A 16,440-nucleotide genomic window follows, 5' to 3' on the forward strand; every position below is an offset into this window, starting at 1 on the left:
ATGATTGCATCACCGAATCAATCCGTACTGGAGAAAGTAGTTCATGCGTTCGGCTATCGTAGTACGGAAGACTTCCTTCGCATTGAAATCCGAAATCTATTGCAGCAAAAAATTGCCTATTACCAAAGCCGCATTGATTTTTACGAACAGAAATACGGAATGAATTTTGATGAATTCCGCCGTCGGGTTGTCGATAAATCGGACCCGGTTTTATCAAAATTTGGGATCATTGAGAAAGAGGATGACGACAATGATTGGGATGATTCGATCGATTTCATACTGGATTATTCTAGTTATCTGCAGCAGATTAATCCATGATTGAAGTCATTGAAACGTTCGCTGCAATTGTTAGTACGTATCAGCACACCGTAGAAAATAGTCCTGGAACCAAAACCGTTGAACGCGCCCAAATTACCTTCATTGATCATTCCCGGCTTGTTGCTTACGAATCGCGAAAAGGCGATAAATTCAAGTACGGTTATCAATGGATGAATCCGGATAATGAGACGATTTTCCGTTGGGACAATACGCCCCATTTTCCTGAATTCACAACCTTTCCGTTTCATCGTCACATTGGATCGAGTGAAATCGCAGAATCTTTCCCAGCTGTTTCATTAGCCGATGTTTTGCAATTCATTTCGGATCAAATCATTGCTTCACAACAGTCACCGCAATGAAAAATATTCCGCCAGCGGACCCAGCGCCAGCGCCGGGAAGAACGACAGGGCGGTGATGATGAAAATGACCGCGAAAATCATCAGCCCGAAAGTCGGCGTATCGACCGGCAACGTTCCTGACGATTCGGGTACGTACTTCTTCCGCGCCAGTAAACCGGCAATGGCGACAGGGCCGATAATCGGCAGAAACCTCCCCAGAATCAGCACAATACCGGTTGTGTAGTTCCAGAAAAAATTATTGTCGCCCAACCCTTCGAAGCCCGAACCGTTGTTGGCGTTGGCCGAAGTGAATTCGTACAGAATCTCCGAAAACCCGTGAAAACCGGGGTTGTTCAGCCAGGCCGACGGTTTCACCGCCCAGTCGGCGGCACCATACTGCATAAAAACCCAGGCACCCAAAGCCGTTCCCCCTTTGACGAGCAACGCACTCAGCAGGGCCACAACCGAAGCAATCTTGATTTCCCGCGCTTCGACTTTCCGCCCAAAGAGTTCGGGGGTGCGGCCCACCATCAATCCCGAGACAAAAACGGCGATGATCAGGAAGTAGTAAAAATTAAGCAAACCCGCGCCTGCCCCGCCGTAAAAGGCGTTGACCATCATGCCCAGGAGTTGCATCGCCCCCGAAAGCGCCATCGAACTGTCGTGCATCGAATTGACCGAACCCGTTGAAATAATGGTGGTTACAATACTCCAGTAACCCGATGCCAGCGCCCCAAACCGAACTTCCTTGCCTTCCATCGCCCCCGACAGTTGCGAAATTCCCATCTTCGCAAGAGCCGGATTGCCGTTCAGCTCCGAAATGATTGTTGGAATTAGCAGACAGAGCATTCCGACAGTCATGACACTGTAAACGACCCAGGCGAATTTTTTGCGGTTGATGAAGAACCCCATCGCAAAAATCATCGCAATCGGAATCAGCACCTGAGCGATCATTTCGACCATGTTGGTCAGGTAGTTGGGGTTTTCGAGTGGGTGCGCCGAGTTAGCGCCAAAATAGCCACCCCCGTTGGTGCCCAGGTGTTTAATGGCAATCATCGCAGCAGCCGGGCCGCGTGAAACGCCCACGGTATCGCCCTGCATTGTCATGATGGTATCTTTGCCGTCGAACGAAGCCGGGGTTCCGTTGAACGCCAGAATGAGAGCGATTAGCAGCGAACCAGGCAACAGTAAACGGGTGATAGCTCGCGTAAAGAGAACGTAAAAATTGCCGACCGTTTCAACGGTTTTGGGCATAAACGAGCGGAAAAGCAAAACCGCTGCCGCAATCCCGGTAGCCGCCGACACAAACATAAGGAACATCATGACGCCCAGTTGCGTCAGATACGTTGCGCCCGATTCACCCGAATAGTGTTGCAAATCACAGTTGACGACGAAGCTGATGGCCGTATTAAACGCCAGGTCCGGCGTTTGTGAGGGATTTCCGTCCGGGTTGAGCGGCAAACTTCCCTGACTGATCAACAGCACAAATCCGTACACCAGCCAAACCGCATTGATCGTCAGCAAAGCAACCAGATTTTCTTTCCAGGACATGTCCTTGTTGGGGTCAATGCCGCCCAGCCGATAAATAAGCCGCTCCAAGGGAGCCATGAAATCGAACACATTTGGTTCGTTTTTAAATACTTTGGCGAGATACTTGCCAAGCGGAATTGCCAGTAAAACCGTCAGTCCGTACATGGCAATGACGCCAATCCATTCCGTATTCATAGTGGTTGTATTAAAATTTTTCCGGTTTGATCAGCACGTACAGCATGTACGCGAAAACCAGCAATGCGATAAAAAAAACAAGCGTGATCATGGGCGCACGGTTAGATTTTCTCGAACCAGTCGATGGTTTTGTAAAAAATGACGAAGCAGAGCAAGGCGGTAATGGCCAGAATAAAGAGAGTTTCCATTTTACAGGTTGTTTAAAACTGCTTAGGAATTGGCAAAAAGATCTCCACGAAAAACCCGCAACCCCAACATTCGCTCAAGCCATTGTTTTTCAGATTGTTACTGAGAAACATTTTTCATTGACGTGGTTTTATACCTCGTTAACTTTTTCATTTTGGAAGGGTCGGATTTCCATTTTAACAGGCTGGTGTCATGCGACTTTTCCCGGTTCGAGTAGCATTCCGGTGCACAAACAGTACTTCCCGGACGTTCGCGGGAGGATGCCGTGGTGCTGACAACCCCGGCACTGGTGCCAAAACCGCTCATCGCGCGGCAGTTCGGCGACCGGGCGGTATTCTAACTTATGGTTTCACAAATGAGGTCGGCCAGCGGCAAATGACAATCCGAGGCCACTTCACTCGAAATGTCCGTATTCATTTCCGGCGTTTATTTAAGGCAGACAGGTATTGAGTTGGCGGAGGTACTCGATCCGGAGCTGGTGGGGCAACAGGTATTCGAGCATTTCGGCCCGGTTGTCGGCGCGATCGATCAGGACAGTTAGCCGGTGAATGTAAACGGAGTTTATAAACGTTTTGATGGCTTCGCTACCATGTAGCAGCAATTCGTCGGCCGCCAGCAGACAATGCTTGACGGCGCGGAAGCGGTTCTGGTCCAGCAGTAAGGTGGTGACTTCGGCCAGCTTGTGGGCGATCGCGCAGTCGCTGACTTCGGCGGGCAGGGACTCAAAATCCTGATGAGCTTCGGGAATCAGTTTGACCAGAAAGTCAATCAATTCCGGTTTTTCGAGAATGGATTCCATACGAGTATTGAATGGGTAGGCCAACCCTACGACCAATTCGATACCATTCTTTAAAACCAATTGACTGTTAATATATTACCCTTAAAACCGGGCACTTAGCCCGGCAGGGACCCTTTCATTTCGGAAGGTTTATTTCTCAAACTGAAAAATCTGGTCCATCAGCACCCACTTTTGGCCCGGTTTGGCCCAGGGCAGCGGTTCCTGAAATTTCCACATCAGTTCCTCCCACCGCTGCACGTGCGGATTGACGGCATCCAGCGCGGCCTTTTTCTCAAACGTAAAGTTGTCGTCCGTTTCCAGAATCATGAACATGCGGTTTCCGGTGCGGTAAATCTGCAGATCCTGAATACCGGCGGCCAGGTCATTCGCCCGGACTTCCGCCCAGCCGCTGCCTTTGGCGTGCCACTGCTCGTATTCGGCGATCAATTCGGAGTCATCTTTCAGGTCAAGAGCGAGGCAAAATCGTTGCATTGTATCAGTTAAAAGTATGGAACAATCTATTAATCAAATCTTTACAAGCCCGGAGGGCTTTGATTGATCGCTGGTAGCATCAAAATTTTACAGCCTTGTCTGTAGTACTCAGACGCTCAGCCAAAATACCGTTTAAACGACTCAATCGTCTGCTTTGCAGCTTCATCCGGATCGGGCCAGGGGAAGGCTTCGGCGGAAATGTAGCCCTGGTAATCAAGCTCTTTCAAGACCGCTGCGACTTCGCTGAGACTCGTATGACCAAAACCGATCGGGCGTCGGTTGCTGTCGGCAAAATGGACGTGACCGATTGCTGAACCGGCCACTCGGATGCTGTCGGCCAGCGACGTTTCCTCAATGTTCATGTGGAACAGGTCAGCCAACAGCTTAACATGCTGATTATCCAGCGATTCCAGCAAACTGACGCCATCTTCCAGCCGGTTGATCAGGTTGGTTTCGTAGCGGTTCAGTGGTTCGTAAATCAGGTTGACGCCCCGATCACCGGCCTGTTTTCCGAGAATGTTTAATCCGTCGGCGAGCCATTCCAGTGCCTGTTCCCGCTCGACGCCCGGCTGAACATTGCCCTGCATCGAGCCGATGATGGCCGGAGCGCCAAAACCGGCACCGAACGCCATCATGTCGGCAATGAACGATACGGCTTTTGACCGGACGGCCGCATCGGGGTCGGTAAGTGTCAACCCGTGAATGACTTTTCCCGCGCCGGTGCCCACGGCGGCTATTTTTACCCCAAACTCCTCGCACAGCGTCGCCAGCCGATCTGGCGCGACGGCGTCCGCCGAAGCGGTGAACAATTCAACAGCGTCGAATCCGAGGTCGGCGGCTTTGGCCATACTCGTTTCCAGATCGTGCCAGTAAATCCACGGACCGGTTTTTATTTCAGGCACTAACGCAATAGTTACAGCGGATTTCATCGGGTTTTACTAGTGTCAAAATCAACCATAATTTTCGTGATGGGTCCCGGATTGGCCGACCAATCCGCCAGCGCCTGCCCGGCTTCGTCCAGCGAAACCACCCGGCTGATCACCGCATCGACCGGAAATTTACCCGCTTCCAGATATTCAATGACGTCCGGGAAATCGCCCAGACAATTACGCGAACCCAGAATTTCAATTTCTTTCCGGACAAACGTGCCGGTATTGTAATCGACCGGTTTTTTGGCGTACCCAATGTACACCACCCGGCCCGTATACGCCACTTCGTCCACAGCCGCACGGTAGGTTGCCGCATTGCCCACGGCTTCGATAATCACATCCGGGCCATCGCCGTCGGTGATTTTGCTCAGCGCTTCGTGCAGATCGACCTTCGTGGTATTAATGGTATGAGCAGCTCCGGCCAGTTTCGCCGTGTGCATTTTAGCCTCATCGATATCGATAGCAATCACTTCCGCACCTTTGTGAACGGAGGCTGCAATGGCCCCCATCCCGACGATTCCGCAACCGATCACGGCCACTTTTTCGCCCGCCGAAACCCGACCCCGGGCAGCCGCGTGAAAACCGACCGTTAGCGGCTCCACCAGCGCCAACTCCCGGGCTGACAGTTGCGTCGACGAATGCAGTTTTTGCCAGGGAACCGCAATGACGCGGGTCATGGCGCCCGGACGCCGGACACCCATCGTCTTATTATCCTGGCAGGCATTCGGACGACCTTTGCGGCAGGAAACACAATGGCCGCAGTTCAGATACGGGTTGAGCGTCACTTTCATGCCCGGTTTGAACTCGTCGGGAACCTGGCTGCCGGTTTCCAGAATGGTGGCTCCGACTTCGTGGCCCAGCACGTTCGGGTATTCCTGCAATTCGAACAGTCCGCGAAAACCGTTCAGATCACCTCCGCAGAAACCAACCATATTCACCTGTAACAGAGCCTCTTCCGGACCTAAAACCGGTATTTCAATTTCCCGTACTTCGGTTTTTCCGGGTTCAACCAGCACCAGTGCGCGTTGCGTCGTCATGTTAGAAAATGGGTTTCGGGATATTGTTTTCCGGTTTTCCTTCAAACCACAACTGGTTTTTGACCGGAGCTACCAAGGTTTCGATCCGTTGCAGCAATTCGTCGGGAATGGTAAGCTGAAGCGCCCGGACATTCTGTTCAAGCTGCTTTAGCGTGTTCATGCCAACAATCGTGGTGGCAATCACCGGATGACCCACCGCGTAGTTCAGCGCGACATCGCTCAGTTCCAACCCGTATTCCTGACACATGGAAAGCAATTGAGGTTGCAGATCTTTCACGGCCTGCGGAGAACTTTGCCAGACCGGAATCGGCGCGTCCGACAGAATCCGCTGCATCAGCGGAGCGGCATTGAGCAACCCAAAACCTTTTTCGAGTGATAGCGGCACCAGTTCGTCGTTGATTTCGTCGGCCAGCAGCGTGTAATGGCCCCACGACAAAACCGTATCGACCTCGACCTCGCGGGCAACCTTCGCCAGATACCGAACCGGTAAACCCGAAAAACCGATGTAGCGCGCCTTGCCGGATTCCTTAATTTTCTGGGCGGCCGGAATGGCTTCGTTAATAACCTGATCGTGATCGCCAAACTCGATGTCGTGCACTGTCAGCAGATCGACGTAATCGGTTTGTAACCGTTCCAGCGACTCGTCGATGCTGCGCAGGATGCGGTCGTACGAAAAATCGAAGACGCCGTTGCCGTAACGCCCGCCTTTCGTCGCCAGAAAAACCGTATTCCGCTTGGTTTTCAGGGCCTTGCCCAGCCGGGTTTCGGCCAGCGTGTCGCCGTAAAACGGGGCAACATCGAAGAAATTGATGCCGTGATCGATGGCTGCGTGAACCGCGCGCGTGCCTTCTTCCTCATTCGTTTCATCAAATACATTGCCCAGGGGCGACGCTCCAAAACTCAGGAGCGAGACATTCATGTCTGTTTTACCCAATTTACGATACTCCATTTCAGTTGGTCGAAAACCGTACGGCCCGAAGGTGCAAATACGGCTTGTTGGTTGCCTTAGTAAGTCCAGCGGGCGGTTTTTCTACTTTGGGCACTTGCTAACAGATCGTTTCTTAGGCCGTTTAAACCAGATTTCAACCATTTTTAATCAATTGATTAAACTTTTTGATTAATCTCTTGTTTATTAGTTTTACGTCGTCTACTTTTGAACCGTTAATCAATACCACTATGAATTGTCTTCTCGTTTCCACCGAAGAAAAAATCAAGGAAGCTGCCAAGGCGGTTTTCCTCGAAAAAGGCTTTGATGGGACCACCACGCGTGATATTGCGAAGGCGGCCGGGATCAATAGTGCCCTGATGAACTATTATTTTCGCAGCAAAGAGAAGCTTTTTCAATTCATTTTCAATGACTTATGTTCGTTCATGTTCCAGGGCATGCTCGATGTCGTTAATCAGCCGATCAGCCTGCGCGAAAAAATTTCGAAACTGATTGATCACCAGTTTCAGATGATGATGCAGAATCCGAATCTGACGATTTTCATCATGAATGAATTGCACCGGAATCCGGAACGGCTTTATGCCACCGTTGGTATGGCCAAGAAAATTCCGGAATCCATTTTTCACCAGCAGATCGACGAGGCCATTGCGCAGGGTGCCATTACCCACCTCAGTTCGCAGCACATCATGACCATGATCGTTGCCAACATCCAGTTTCTGTTCGTCTCCAAACCGATGACCATGCTGGCAAACGGATTGGATGAAGCTGGCTTTAAAGCCTTTGCCACTCAGCATATTGAATATGTCAAGGAAATGATCTGCGATTATCTTTTTAAACCGGAAACGGCCACCTGATATTTTTTTGCGCCTGGTTTAATCAATTGATTAAATCAAGCAATTTAATCAATTGAAAATCCAATTTAATGCAACCGCTCGTATGAAACGCAATTTTTGGTATCTCTTCGCGATACTGACACTCACGCACACACTCGCTCAGGCTCAGGAACTTACACTGGAACAGCTCCTAAATAAGGCGCTTACCAACAACCTGAGCGTTCAATCGGCAAAACTGGACGAAACCAAAACCGAGGCCCGAATTGCCGAAGTAAAAGCCGGAGCCCGGCCCTCCGTCAACCTCTCGGGGGATTACAAACGCTACCTGAAAATTCCGGGGCAGGTTGTGCCGACCTCGGCCTTCGGCGGTCCCGAAGGCACGTATCAGGTGCTGGCATTTGGACTTCCCTACAACTTCTCGACCTCCGTACAGGCTTCGCAGGCCCTCTACAATCCGTCGGTGATGATTGGGTTAAAAGTCGCCAAAACCAGTCGCGACCTGTCGGCGCTGCAAACCCGGCAGGTGAAAGAAGACGTCGCATATAACGTATCGGCCACGTATTACAACCTCCAGACCACCGCCCAGCAAATGGCCTTTCTGCGCCGGAACATCGTTTCGTCCGACCGGCTGATTCAGATCACGGATTTGCTGCGTCAGAATCAACTGGCGAAGGGCGTGGATGTGGACCGGCTGCGTTTGAGCAAAACCGCATCCGAAACCCAGATCGAGTCGTTGCAGGCGACGTACAACCAGTTGCTGAACCTGCTGAAATACCTGAGCGGTATTCCGCAAAGCGAGCCCTTGCAGGTGCAGACCGTGATCGACGAAACCATCCCGGCGGTTTCCTTCGACGCGCCCGCCATCAACCGCACCGACCTGCTGGTGCTTGACCGCCAGAAGGCGCTCAATGGCCTTGATCTACAGAATGTTAAGGCCGGTTTTTTACCTACCCTATCGGCCTACGGCGTTGCGAACAGTACGGTTTTTGCCATTGGCGGAGATCAGTCGTACCTCAAAAATGTGCCGGGTTACTGGGTCGGTCTGCAACTGAACTGGAATGTTTTCGACGGTCTGGCCCGGAAAGCGAAAGTGACCCAAAAGCGGCTCGACAACCAGAAACTCGATACGCAACTCCAGCAAACCCGCGAGTCGATCACGATGGACATTACGAACGCCCAAAACAAACTGCTCGTTGAACAGCGAAACCTGGCAACCAACCGCGCGCAGGTGGCGCTGGCCGAAAAGATTTACACCCAAACCCAACTCCAGTTTAAAGAAGGCACCGTCGACGTCAGTGAAGTCATTCAGACGGAAGACGAACTCCGCAAAGCCCAAAACAATTATCTCAACACGCTGGTGACGTTCCGCACCGCCGAACTCGACTGGAAAAAAGCCACCGGTAATCTCGTCATCAATCAATAACACAACCTGTTAGCACCATGAAACGCATTGTTACAGTACTCGCCATTATTTCCACGCTGGGCCTGACTGCCTGGACGCTGCTCGACAACAAAAAAACCGTTGAAGCCAAAGTGTACAAACCCGACGCCGACCAGAAAGTGGGCGTTCGGACGGCTATGGCCGAATTCCGGAATCTGGCGGAAGAAACCCAGTTTCTGGGTTCGTTCTCGCCCAACCGCGAAATCGAAATCCGCCCGCAGGCGGGTGGCCAGATTCTTCAGTTACCGATTGAAGAAGGTCAATTGGTGGGTGCCAACCACCTGATTGCCAAGCTCGACGACGAACAGCTTCGGTATCAGGTCGAAGCCCTGCAGGTGACGCTGGAAGGGTACCAGAACGACGTTCGGCGGTATGATGCGCTGGTGAAAGGAGACGCCACGCCCGCCATCAATCTCGAACGCGCTCAGTTGAACATCCGGGCTACCGAAGCGCAGATCAAGCAGCTCAAAAAACAGATTGCCAACACCACCGTTGCCGCGCCTTTTTCGGGCATTGTGACCCAGAAACTGGTGGAGAAAGGCTCGGTTGTCTCGGTTGGATCGCCCATCGCTAAAATCACGGATATTTCGTCGCTGAAGCTGGTTGTCGATGTGCCGGAAAAAGCCATCAATCAGTTCCGCGTCGGCCAGTCGCTTCCCATCCAGACGGAGGTTTATCCCAACATCCGGTTTACGGGCCGCATTTCGATGATCGGAGCCGAAGGTGATGCCGCCCACAATTATCCGGTTCAGATTACGGTGAACAACTCCAGCGCCAACCCGCTGAAAGCCGGTATGTACGGTTCAATCGCCAACACCAATACACTGAAAACAAAGACTTTAGCGGTTCCGCGTCAGGCCATTCTGGGCTCGGCCAAAGAACCGCAGCTGTATGTAGTTGAAAACGGACGGGCGGTTTTGAAACCGGTCGAAATCGGCGCAACGACCAACCAGTATTACGAAATCACGAAAGGGCTGAAACCCGGCGATCAGGTAGTGACCAGCGGCCAGATCAACCTCCAGAACGGCACCTTAGTTTCTGCGCAATAATTTTCATTGAGTGAATGAGTGATTGAGCGATTGAGTGGCAAATCCCACCTCGCTGCTCTTAATCACTCAACCACTCAATCGCTCACTCGCTCAATTTAAAAAGCTATGAACTTCTTCGAAACCATCATCAAACGCCCCTCGATGATTATCGTGCTGTTTGCGATATTGACCATCGGCGGTTTTTTCTCCTACCGGATGCTGAGTTATGAGTTGTTACCGGAATTTTCGGTACCAGTCATCACCATCACCACGGTGTATCCGGGTGCGGCTCCTTCGGAAGTCGAAACGGAAGTCAGTAAAAAAATTGAAGACGCCGTTTCCGGTCTCGACAACCTCGACGACGTGAAATCCAAGTCGCTCGAAAACGCGTCAGTCGTGATTGTCCAGTTCAAACCGGGCACCGACATTGATGCGGCTCTGGAAGACGCCCAGCGCGCCATCAACAAAATGGTGAGCGATTTGCCCGACGATGCCGAAACACCGTCGATGTCGAAAATTTCGCCCAGCGACCAGCCCATCATGCAGTTGCTGGCGACTTCCACCCTGCCGAACGAAGTGTTTTACCAGAAGGTCGAAGACGAATACCTGCCGGTGATTCAGCAGATCAAGGGCGTGGCCGACATCACGATGGTGGGGGGCGACAAACGCGAAATCCGGGTGAACGTCGACGACGACAAACTGAATTACTACGGTTTATCGTTGCTGCAGGTGACGCAGGCCATCAACCAGGGCAACATGGATTTCCCGACGGGAAAAGTAAAAAGTACCTCGGAAAACATGACGCTGCGGCTGGCGGGCAAATTCACTTCGCTGGATGACATCCGCAAACTCGTGATCGTGACGCCCCAAAACGGTAGCCCGATCCGCGTGGGCGACGTGGCCAATGTAACCGACGGTTTAACCGAATCGTCAAGCATCAGCCGCTACAACGGACAGGACGGAATCGGTTTATTCATCAAAAAACAATCCGACGCCAACGCGGTGGAAATCAGCCGGCTGGTTCAGGAAAAACTGGCCCGGATCGAGAAAGAAAGCGCCAAAGACAAGGTTCATTTTGCGATTGCCTACGACAGCAGCGTGTTTACGCTCGAATCCGTTGAAGCCGTCACGCACGATTTGATTCTGGCCATTGGCCTCGTAGGCGTTGTGATGCTGCTCTTTTTGCACAGCTTCCGGAATGCCTTCATTGTCATGGTTTCGGTACCGGCTTCGCTGATTTCGGCTTTCCTGTTCATGTTTGTGATGGGCTATTCGCTGAACCTGATGACGTTGCTGGCCCTGTCGCTGGTGATCGGGATTCTGGTCGATGACTCGATTGTGGTCCTGGAAAACATTCAGCGACACCTGGAAATGGGTAAAAACCGCTGGCAGGCCACGCTCGACGGGATGAAAGAGATCGGTTTTGCCGCCGTAGCCATTACGCTCGTTATTGTGGTGGTTTTTGTGCCGATTACGTTTGTCGATTCGGTCATCGCCGATCTGCTGCGCCAGTTCTCGCTGACGGTTGCGTTTGCCACGATGGTCAGTTTGCTGGCGAGTTTTACACTGACGCCCTGGCTGACTTCGCGGTTGGCCAAACTCGAACACCTGAATCCCAGAAATCCGTTCCAGGCTTTTTTAATCTGGTTTGAAAAAGGGTTGACCGGTTTAACCAGGTGGTACCACGGCCGGCTGGAATGGGTGCTGAGCCACAAACTGATCTTTACCGGCATGCTGATCGCGCTCTTCGTGTTCACGGGCTGGGTGATGAGTCTGGGCATTATCGGTTCACAATTCGTAGCGCAGGGCGATCAGGGCAAGTTTTTGCTAACGATGAAAGTCGATAAAAGCGCATCGCTCCAACACAATAACCTGACGACCCGGCAGATCGAAACGTATCTCCGGAAAAAACCGGAAGTCCGTTCCATTTTCGCGAACGTGGGCGGGGCCAGCACGGGGATGAACAGCACGGGACAGGGCGAAACCAACCGCACGGAATTAACCATTCAACTGGCCGAAGCCGCCGAGCGCCCCGGTCATCAGCCCACGGAAACCTACATGATTACGCTCCGGAAAGAACTGGAACAGCATTTTCCGGCCATCGAATTCAACTCGTCGGTTGTCGGGATGGTCAATTCCGGTTCCGCGCCGATCGAGATTTTCCTCAGTGGCGATAATCTGGACCAGATTCTGGCAGCCGCCAATGATCTCGGAAACCGCATCCGCAAAACGCCCGGCGCCAACGACGTGAATGTGTCAATTGAGTCGGGAAATCCGGAAGTTCGGGTCGAGATCGACCGCGAGAAAATGGCCAAACTGGGGCTCAACATCCAGACCGTCGGAGGTACCTTGCAGAACGCCTTTGCCGGAAACGACGATTCGAAGTTTCGCGATGGCGGTGAAGACTACGACATCCGCGTGATGCTGGACGCTTTCGACCGCAAAAACCCGGACGACGTTCGGAGCATCAATTTCTACAGCCCGACGGCGCAGCGTTCGGTTCGTCTGGCGGAATTTGCCAACGTCGCGCTCAGCAACGGCCCTTCGCTGCTGGAACGGAAAGACCGCCGGTCGTCCGTGACCGTCACCGCCAACGTGCTGGGCACCGGTTCGGGCACGCTGACGGCGGCCATTCAGGCCGACCTGGTGAAAAACCCGCTGCCTGCGGGCGTATCGCTTACCTGGGGCGGTGACGCCAAGAACCAGAGTGAAGGCTTCGGTTCGCTCGGAATCGCCATGCTGGCCGCTTTGATGCTGGTTTATTTCATCATGGTGCTGCTCTACGACAGCTTTATTTACCCCTTCGTGGTATTGTTCTCGGTGCCGGTGGCAGTGATTGGTGCGTTGCTGGCACTCGCACTCAGTTCCTCCGACGTCGGAATTTTCGCCATGCTCGGGATGCTGATGCTGATTGGTCTGGTGGTCAAAAACGCTATTCTGATCGTTGACTTTGCCAATCAGCAGAAGGAAAAAGGCGTCCCTTTCCGGGCCGCCATCCTCCACGCCGGGGAAGAACGGTTGCGCCCGATTTTGATGACGACCATCGCCATGGTGATCGGGATGATTCCGATTGCGATCGCCAAAGGCGCGGGTGCCGAATGGAAAAATTCGCTGGCCTGGGTGTTGATCGGCGGGCTGACCAGTTCGATGATCCTGACGGTTTTTCTGGTTCCGATGGTCTATTACCTCGTCGACCGCACCAAGGAATGGTTTACCAATCGCTTCCGGAAAACCAAAGTCGTCGAAGAAGTAGCGGAAACCGCCGTTTACTGATTCAACCCAATGAATTGAAAACCGGAGCGCTCCCCGCGCTCCGGTTCTTATTCTTTCAAAACAGAAACCCTAATTGCCATGACCATTCAACAAATTAACGATAGCCTCCAGAACCTTTTCGGAAACATGGGCGTCAGCTTGAGCGCCCTTACCGACGAAGCCGATTTTACGAAAGACCTCGGCCTGGATTCGCTGGACATTACGGACCTGCTGCTCCAGGTCGAGATCAATTTCGGCATCCGGATTCCGGACGAGGATTGGTGGATGCTGAAAACCATCGGCCAGTTGAAAGCTTATCTCGTGACCGAGACCTTCTCCGGCATCAGCCAGCCGCAGTGACGACTCCTTTCTAACGTATATAGATATTCGTTAGAAATGAAAATAGTTTCATTCTCGAATTTTTAAAGGTGCCAGCGGGCTGCGTAAAATACCGGTTTTCTGGCACCAACCCTCCCGAATTACTGTTTCCAAAATTGGGGTAACGGTCAACTTCGATTTTTCCCCTACCCATCGAAATGGAGGCTATGATTACAGAACTACCACACACGACCGAACGGGGCGTTTCATTCAAACTATCGTTTCGGCCTTTTATAAATTACCTCAACAGTCAGCAGAAAATCTGCCAGTCAACCGATCGGCTGGGCGACATGTATACCTACATGACCGACCAGTTTACGCCCACGTTCGGTATTGAACCGCTGGAGGAACTGTATGACAAAGACCGTTTGGCCATGCTTTTTCAAATGGCGACGGTAACGGTTTTTCCGCTGGCCCACGCCAGCCGCGAAATTTCGTACGCCTTCGGTCTGCCTTTCCCGATGACGCTGTTTCACCAGTCCGACGAGTTTGGTCGTTTGCAAAACGAGCATCCCAGCTTGTTATCAGACATTCGAACTCAAATCGAGGAAGAAGATCAGCAGCGGTTTTGGTACCGTCTGATACTGGAAAAACACTACGGTGTCCAGTCGTTCAACGGCAAAACCGCTTCGTTTCGCTTTCAGCAGACGATCAACGGTTTAACCAGGTATTTCCGGTTCAAAATCAACACTACTTTTATTGAGCGCAGCCCAGGCGACCCATTCGGAACCGAACCCCAATTACCAGACTTAAAATCGGCCTGGATTGATTTCGCCAAAGGCGGTCGGCTACCGAATAAAAGCACTGGCCGGCTGACCCTGAGCGATTTTCATTTCGAAGGATTCGCTTTTTTTGTCGTGGAAGACATCACGGAAGCCGAAACCGTCCACCAGTTACAGGCGGTTTTTTCGCGTCTGCATTCCGACACCGAACCCGAGATTTACCGCCGTTTCGAAACCGCCCTGCGGAACCTTGTCGGACAGCCCGATCTTCAGTTAAGCATCGTTCCGTTTCAGCAGGTTAACGGGTATTTTGTGCATCAGGAGGAGATGAGCGCCCGCAGCGTTTTTCTGCGGTATTCCGGCAAGGTTGTCGATGGTTACAAAAACCCGAACGCTCAGAAAACCGTTCAGGAGTTGATCAAAAATCCGGTTCCGCGCCTGTTTCCAAACTTGAAAGGATTGCCCGAAACCGGTCAGAAGATGCTCTACCAGAACGGTTTTCGCAGTTTTTTGTGGTATCCAATCGTGAACGGCACCGAAGCCCTGGGAATACTGGAAATGGCGAGCCCGCAACCGGATGCCTTTGAAGAAGGCTTACTGCCTAAAATTGAACAGGTTATCCCGCTGGTTCAGGAATTGTTAAGGTATCAACTGCGGCAGTTCAACCAAAATCTGGAGCAGTTGATCAAACAGAAATTCACGTCCCTCCAGCCGTCTGTCGAATGGAAGTTTAACGAAGTGGCCTGGGAATACATGCGATTGGGCAAAAAAGAGTCCTTTAACAGTCCGGCCACGCAGGTGCGGTTTCCGCAGGTTTACCCGGTTTACGGCGCAATCGATATCCGAAACTCGTCGAACGAACGCTACAAAGCGGTTCGGCAGGACTTTTCCAATCAATTAGCCGCTATTCAGAAGTTACTGAAACAGAAAGATTTGCCCAACGAACTGGCCATCCCCGAACAGCTCATCGCTACTGCCAGCGGCTGGCAAAGCAAGCTGACCGAAGAGCTGGGTCCGGAAGATGAACTGAATATCAGTGACTTTCTGGCGCTGGAAGTAAATCCGTATTTCGAACACCTGCGGCTGCATTATCCGGATATGGAAACCGCTATCCAGCATTATTTCGGGCAGACAAACCCCACAAATGGCCAGTTTAACCGGTCGTTGCAGGTGTACGAACGGAGCGTCGAATGGCTCAATACGGCGGTGAATACGTTCATCGAAGACGAAGAAAAACAGCTTCAGGCCGTTTATCCGCATTATTTTGAGCGTTACCGAACCGACGGAATGGAATACACGATCTACATCGGACAATCCATTGCGCCCCAAAAACCGTTCGGGCCCGACTACCTCCGGCAGTTGTTTCAGTGGCAATTGAACGCAATGGTGGAAATGGCCCGGCTGACGCACCTGCTGCTGCCCCGCCTGCCGCTGCCGCTGCAAACCACCCAGTTGATTCTGGCGCACAGCCAACCCGTCGACATCAGTTTCCGGCAGGACGAGCACCGGTTCGATGTGGAAGGCTCCTACAGCATTCGCTACGAAGTTTTGAAAAAACGGATCGACAAGGCCCTGATTGCCGGAACGCAGGAGCGGCTGACCCAGCCCGACACCATTGCGCTCGTTTACACGAACACCCGCGAAATCGCTGATTATCTTCCTTTTATCACCCAGTTACAGGAACAAAAGAAACTAGCTTCCGAGATCGAATACCTTGATCTGGAACCGTTGCAGGGGGTAGCCAGACTAAAAGCACTTCGCCTGAAATTGTTGTATTCAGAGCCCTGTTAAGAGAACCTCGCCGGGCATGGTTTGACTAAACAGGCGGTTTTATATCCCTCAGCAAACGTTTGCTGAGGGATTTTTTTTATTGGCCAACCAGTCAATTTTTCAACGGCAAAAATCCGTTTGCACCGATTAAACGTATATTGGATTACTCAACACAGATCCCCAATCATTTTAGAAAAAAACGATTGAAATTCGGTCACAAGTCTGGTAATCGAACTCAATACGTAAGTACAATAGCGAGCTGATTAA

15 protein-coding genes are annotated in these 16,440 nt (G+C 51.9%); 9 read left to right on the plus strand and 6 right to left on the minus strand.

From position 1 onward, the window contains the following. The gene (locus GJJ30_RS17820; protein WP_229313216.1) at nucleotides 1-318 is read left to right on the plus strand and encodes a hypothetical protein; all 318 of its coding nucleotides are present in this window, start codon (nucleotides 1-3) and stop codon (nucleotides 316-318) included. After that, nucleotides 315-677 carry a toxin-antitoxin system TumE family protein gene (locus GJJ30_RS17825; RefSeq protein WP_154176540.1) on the plus strand — a complete coding sequence of 121 codons (363 nt, stop codon included), beginning with the start codon at nucleotides 315-317 and terminating at the stop codon, nucleotides 675-677. The genes GJJ30_RS17820 and GJJ30_RS17825 overlap by 4 nt, the downstream gene beginning before the upstream one ends. On the opposite strand, the gene kdpA is transcribed toward GJJ30_RS17825, so the two are convergent. Further along, nucleotides 666-2,381 (minus strand): potassium-transporting ATPase subunit KdpA, encoded by a 1,716-nt coding sequence (gene kdpA, locus GJJ30_RS17830; RefSeq protein WP_154176541.1) that lies wholly within the window; start codon nucleotides 2,379-2,381, stop codon nucleotides 666-668. The genes GJJ30_RS17825 and kdpA overlap by 12 nt on opposite strands. Before the next feature lie 44 nt (nucleotides 2,382-2,425). On the opposite strand from kdpA, the gene GJJ30_RS32370 reads away from it, so the two are divergent. After that, on the plus strand, nucleotides 2,426-2,842 hold the full coding sequence (locus GJJ30_RS32370) for a hypothetical protein (RefSeq protein WP_229313218.1): 417 nt from the start codon (nucleotides 2,426-2,428) through the stop codon (nucleotides 2,840-2,842). Between the two features lie 155 nt (nucleotides 2,843-2,997). Here GJJ30_RS32370 and GJJ30_RS17840 read toward each other — a convergent pair whose 3' ends face one another. The 5 genes from GJJ30_RS17840 to GJJ30_RS17860 form a co-directional block, all read right to left on the minus strand. Further along, entirely contained in the window at nucleotides 2,998-3,366 is a 369-nt protein-coding gene (locus GJJ30_RS17840) for a DUF7674 family protein (protein WP_154176542.1), read from the minus strand. A 129-nt stretch (nucleotides 3,367-3,495) separates the two neighbouring features. Next, on the minus strand, nucleotides 3,496-3,837 hold the full coding sequence (locus tag GJJ30_RS17845; RefSeq protein ID WP_154176543.1) for an L-rhamnose mutarotase: 342 nt from the start codon (nucleotides 3,835-3,837) through the stop codon (nucleotides 3,496-3,498). Between the two features lie 116 nt (nucleotides 3,838-3,953). After that, on the minus strand, nucleotides 3,954-4,766 hold the full coding sequence (locus tag GJJ30_RS17850) for a sugar phosphate isomerase/epimerase family protein (protein WP_154176544.1): 813 nt from the start codon (nucleotides 4,764-4,766) through the stop codon (nucleotides 3,954-3,956). Beyond that, nucleotides 4,763-5,803, minus strand: coding sequence for a zinc-binding alcohol dehydrogenase family protein (locus GJJ30_RS17855; protein ID WP_154176545.1), 1,041 nt, complete (start codon nucleotides 5,801-5,803; stop codon nucleotides 4,763-4,765). Before GJJ30_RS17855 ends, GJJ30_RS17850 begins: the two co-directional genes overlap by 4 nt. Before the next feature lies 1 nt (nucleotide 5,804). Further along, on the minus strand, nucleotides 5,805-6,752 hold the full coding sequence (locus GJJ30_RS17860) for an aldo/keto reductase (protein WP_154176546.1): 948 nt from the start codon (nucleotides 6,750-6,752) through the stop codon (nucleotides 5,805-5,807). A 227-nt stretch (nucleotides 6,753-6,979) separates the two neighbouring features. On the opposite strand from GJJ30_RS17860, the gene GJJ30_RS17865 reads away from it, so the two are divergent. The 6 genes from GJJ30_RS17865 to GJJ30_RS17890 all read left to right on the plus strand — a co-directional run bounded on the left by GJJ30_RS17865 (nucleotide 6,980) and on the right by GJJ30_RS17890 (nucleotide 16,194). After that, the gene (locus GJJ30_RS17865; RefSeq protein ID WP_154176547.1) at nucleotides 6,980-7,603 is read left to right on the plus strand and encodes a TetR/AcrR family transcriptional regulator; all 624 of its coding nucleotides are present in this window, start codon (nucleotides 6,980-6,982) and stop codon (nucleotides 7,601-7,603) included. A gap of 82 nt (nucleotides 7,604-7,685) precedes the next feature. Then, on the plus strand, nucleotides 7,686-9,005 hold the full coding sequence (locus GJJ30_RS17870) for a TolC family protein (RefSeq protein WP_154176548.1): 1,320 nt from the start codon (nucleotides 7,686-7,688) through the stop codon (nucleotides 9,003-9,005). Nucleotides 9,006-9,022: 17 nt separating this feature from the next. Continuing rightward, nucleotides 9,023-10,072, plus strand: coding sequence for an efflux RND transporter periplasmic adaptor subunit (locus GJJ30_RS17875; protein ID WP_154176549.1), 1,050 nt, complete (start codon nucleotides 9,023-9,025; stop codon nucleotides 10,070-10,072). Between the two features lie 105 nt (nucleotides 10,073-10,177). Further along, nucleotides 10,178-13,324 carry an efflux RND transporter permease subunit gene (locus tag GJJ30_RS17880; RefSeq protein ID WP_154176550.1) on the plus strand — a complete coding sequence of 1,049 codons (3,147 nt, stop codon included), beginning with the start codon at nucleotides 10,178-10,180 and terminating at the stop codon, nucleotides 13,322-13,324. Nucleotides 13,325-13,402: 78 nt separating this feature from the next. Continuing rightward, a complete protein-coding gene (locus GJJ30_RS17885; RefSeq protein ID WP_154176551.1) occupies nucleotides 13,403-13,663 on the plus strand; it encodes an acyl carrier protein in 261 nt (86 codons plus the stop codon). Nucleotides 13,664-13,848: 185 nt separating this feature from the next. After that, complete coding sequence (locus GJJ30_RS17890; protein WP_154176552.1) at nucleotides 13,849-16,194, plus strand: hypothetical protein; 2,346 nt, start codon at nucleotides 13,849-13,851, stop codon at nucleotides 16,192-16,194. The last annotated feature ends 246 nt before the right edge of the window (nucleotides 16,195-16,440 follow it).

The sequence above is a fragment of the Larkinella terrae genome (genome assembly GCF_009668025.1).
GTDB classification, from domain to species: domain Bacteria; phylum Bacteroidota; class Bacteroidia; order Cytophagales; family Spirosomataceae; genus Larkinella; species Larkinella terrae.

Coding starts and splice junctions, on each gene's coding strand:
- GJJ30_RS17820 (WP_229313216.1), top strand. CDS start 1: ATGATTGCATCACCGAATCAATCCGTACTGGAGAAAGTAGTTCATGCG.
- GJJ30_RS17870 (WP_154176548.1), top strand. CDS start 7,686: ATGAAACGCAATTTTTGGTATCTCTTCGCGATACTGACACTCACGCAC.
- GJJ30_RS17860 (WP_154176546.1), bottom strand. CDS start 6,752: ATGGAGTATCGTAAATTGGGTAAAACAGACATGAATGTCTCGCTCCTG.
- GJJ30_RS32370 (WP_229313218.1), top strand. CDS start 2,426: ATGTACGCGAAAACCAGCAATGCGATAAAAAAAACAAGCGTGATCATG.
- GJJ30_RS17875 (WP_154176549.1), top strand. CDS start 9,023: ATGAAACGCATTGTTACAGTACTCGCCATTATTTCCACGCTGGGCCTG.
- GJJ30_RS17880 (WP_154176550.1), top strand. CDS start 10,178: ATGAACTTCTTCGAAACCATCATCAAACGCCCCTCGATGATTATCGTG.
- kdpA (WP_154176541.1), bottom strand. CDS start 2,381: ATGAATACGGAATGGATTGGCGTCATTGCCATGTACGGACTGACGGTT.
- GJJ30_RS17890 (WP_154176552.1), top strand. CDS start 13,849: ATGATTACAGAACTACCACACACGACCGAACGGGGCGTTTCATTCAAA.
- GJJ30_RS17885 (WP_154176551.1), top strand. CDS start 13,403: ATGACCATTCAACAAATTAACGATAGCCTCCAGAACCTTTTCGGAAAC.
- GJJ30_RS17850 (WP_154176544.1), bottom strand. CDS start 4,766: ATGAAATCCGCTGTAACTATTGCGTTAGTGCCTGAAATAAAAACCGGT.
- GJJ30_RS17840 (WP_154176542.1), bottom strand. CDS start 3,366: ATGGAATCCATTCTCGAAAAACCGGAATTGATTGACTTTCTGGTCAAA.
- GJJ30_RS17865 (WP_154176547.1), top strand. CDS start 6,980: ATGAATTGTCTTCTCGTTTCCACCGAAGAAAAAATCAAGGAAGCTGCC.
- GJJ30_RS17855 (WP_154176545.1), bottom strand. CDS start 5,803: ATGACGACGCAACGCGCACTGGTGCTGGTTGAACCCGGAAAAACCGAA.
- GJJ30_RS17845 (WP_154176543.1), bottom strand. CDS start 3,837: ATGCAACGATTTTGCCTCGCTCTTGACCTGAAAGATGACTCCGAATTG.
- GJJ30_RS17825 (WP_154176540.1), top strand. CDS start 315: ATGATTGAAGTCATTGAAACGTTCGCTGCAATTGTTAGTACGTATCAG.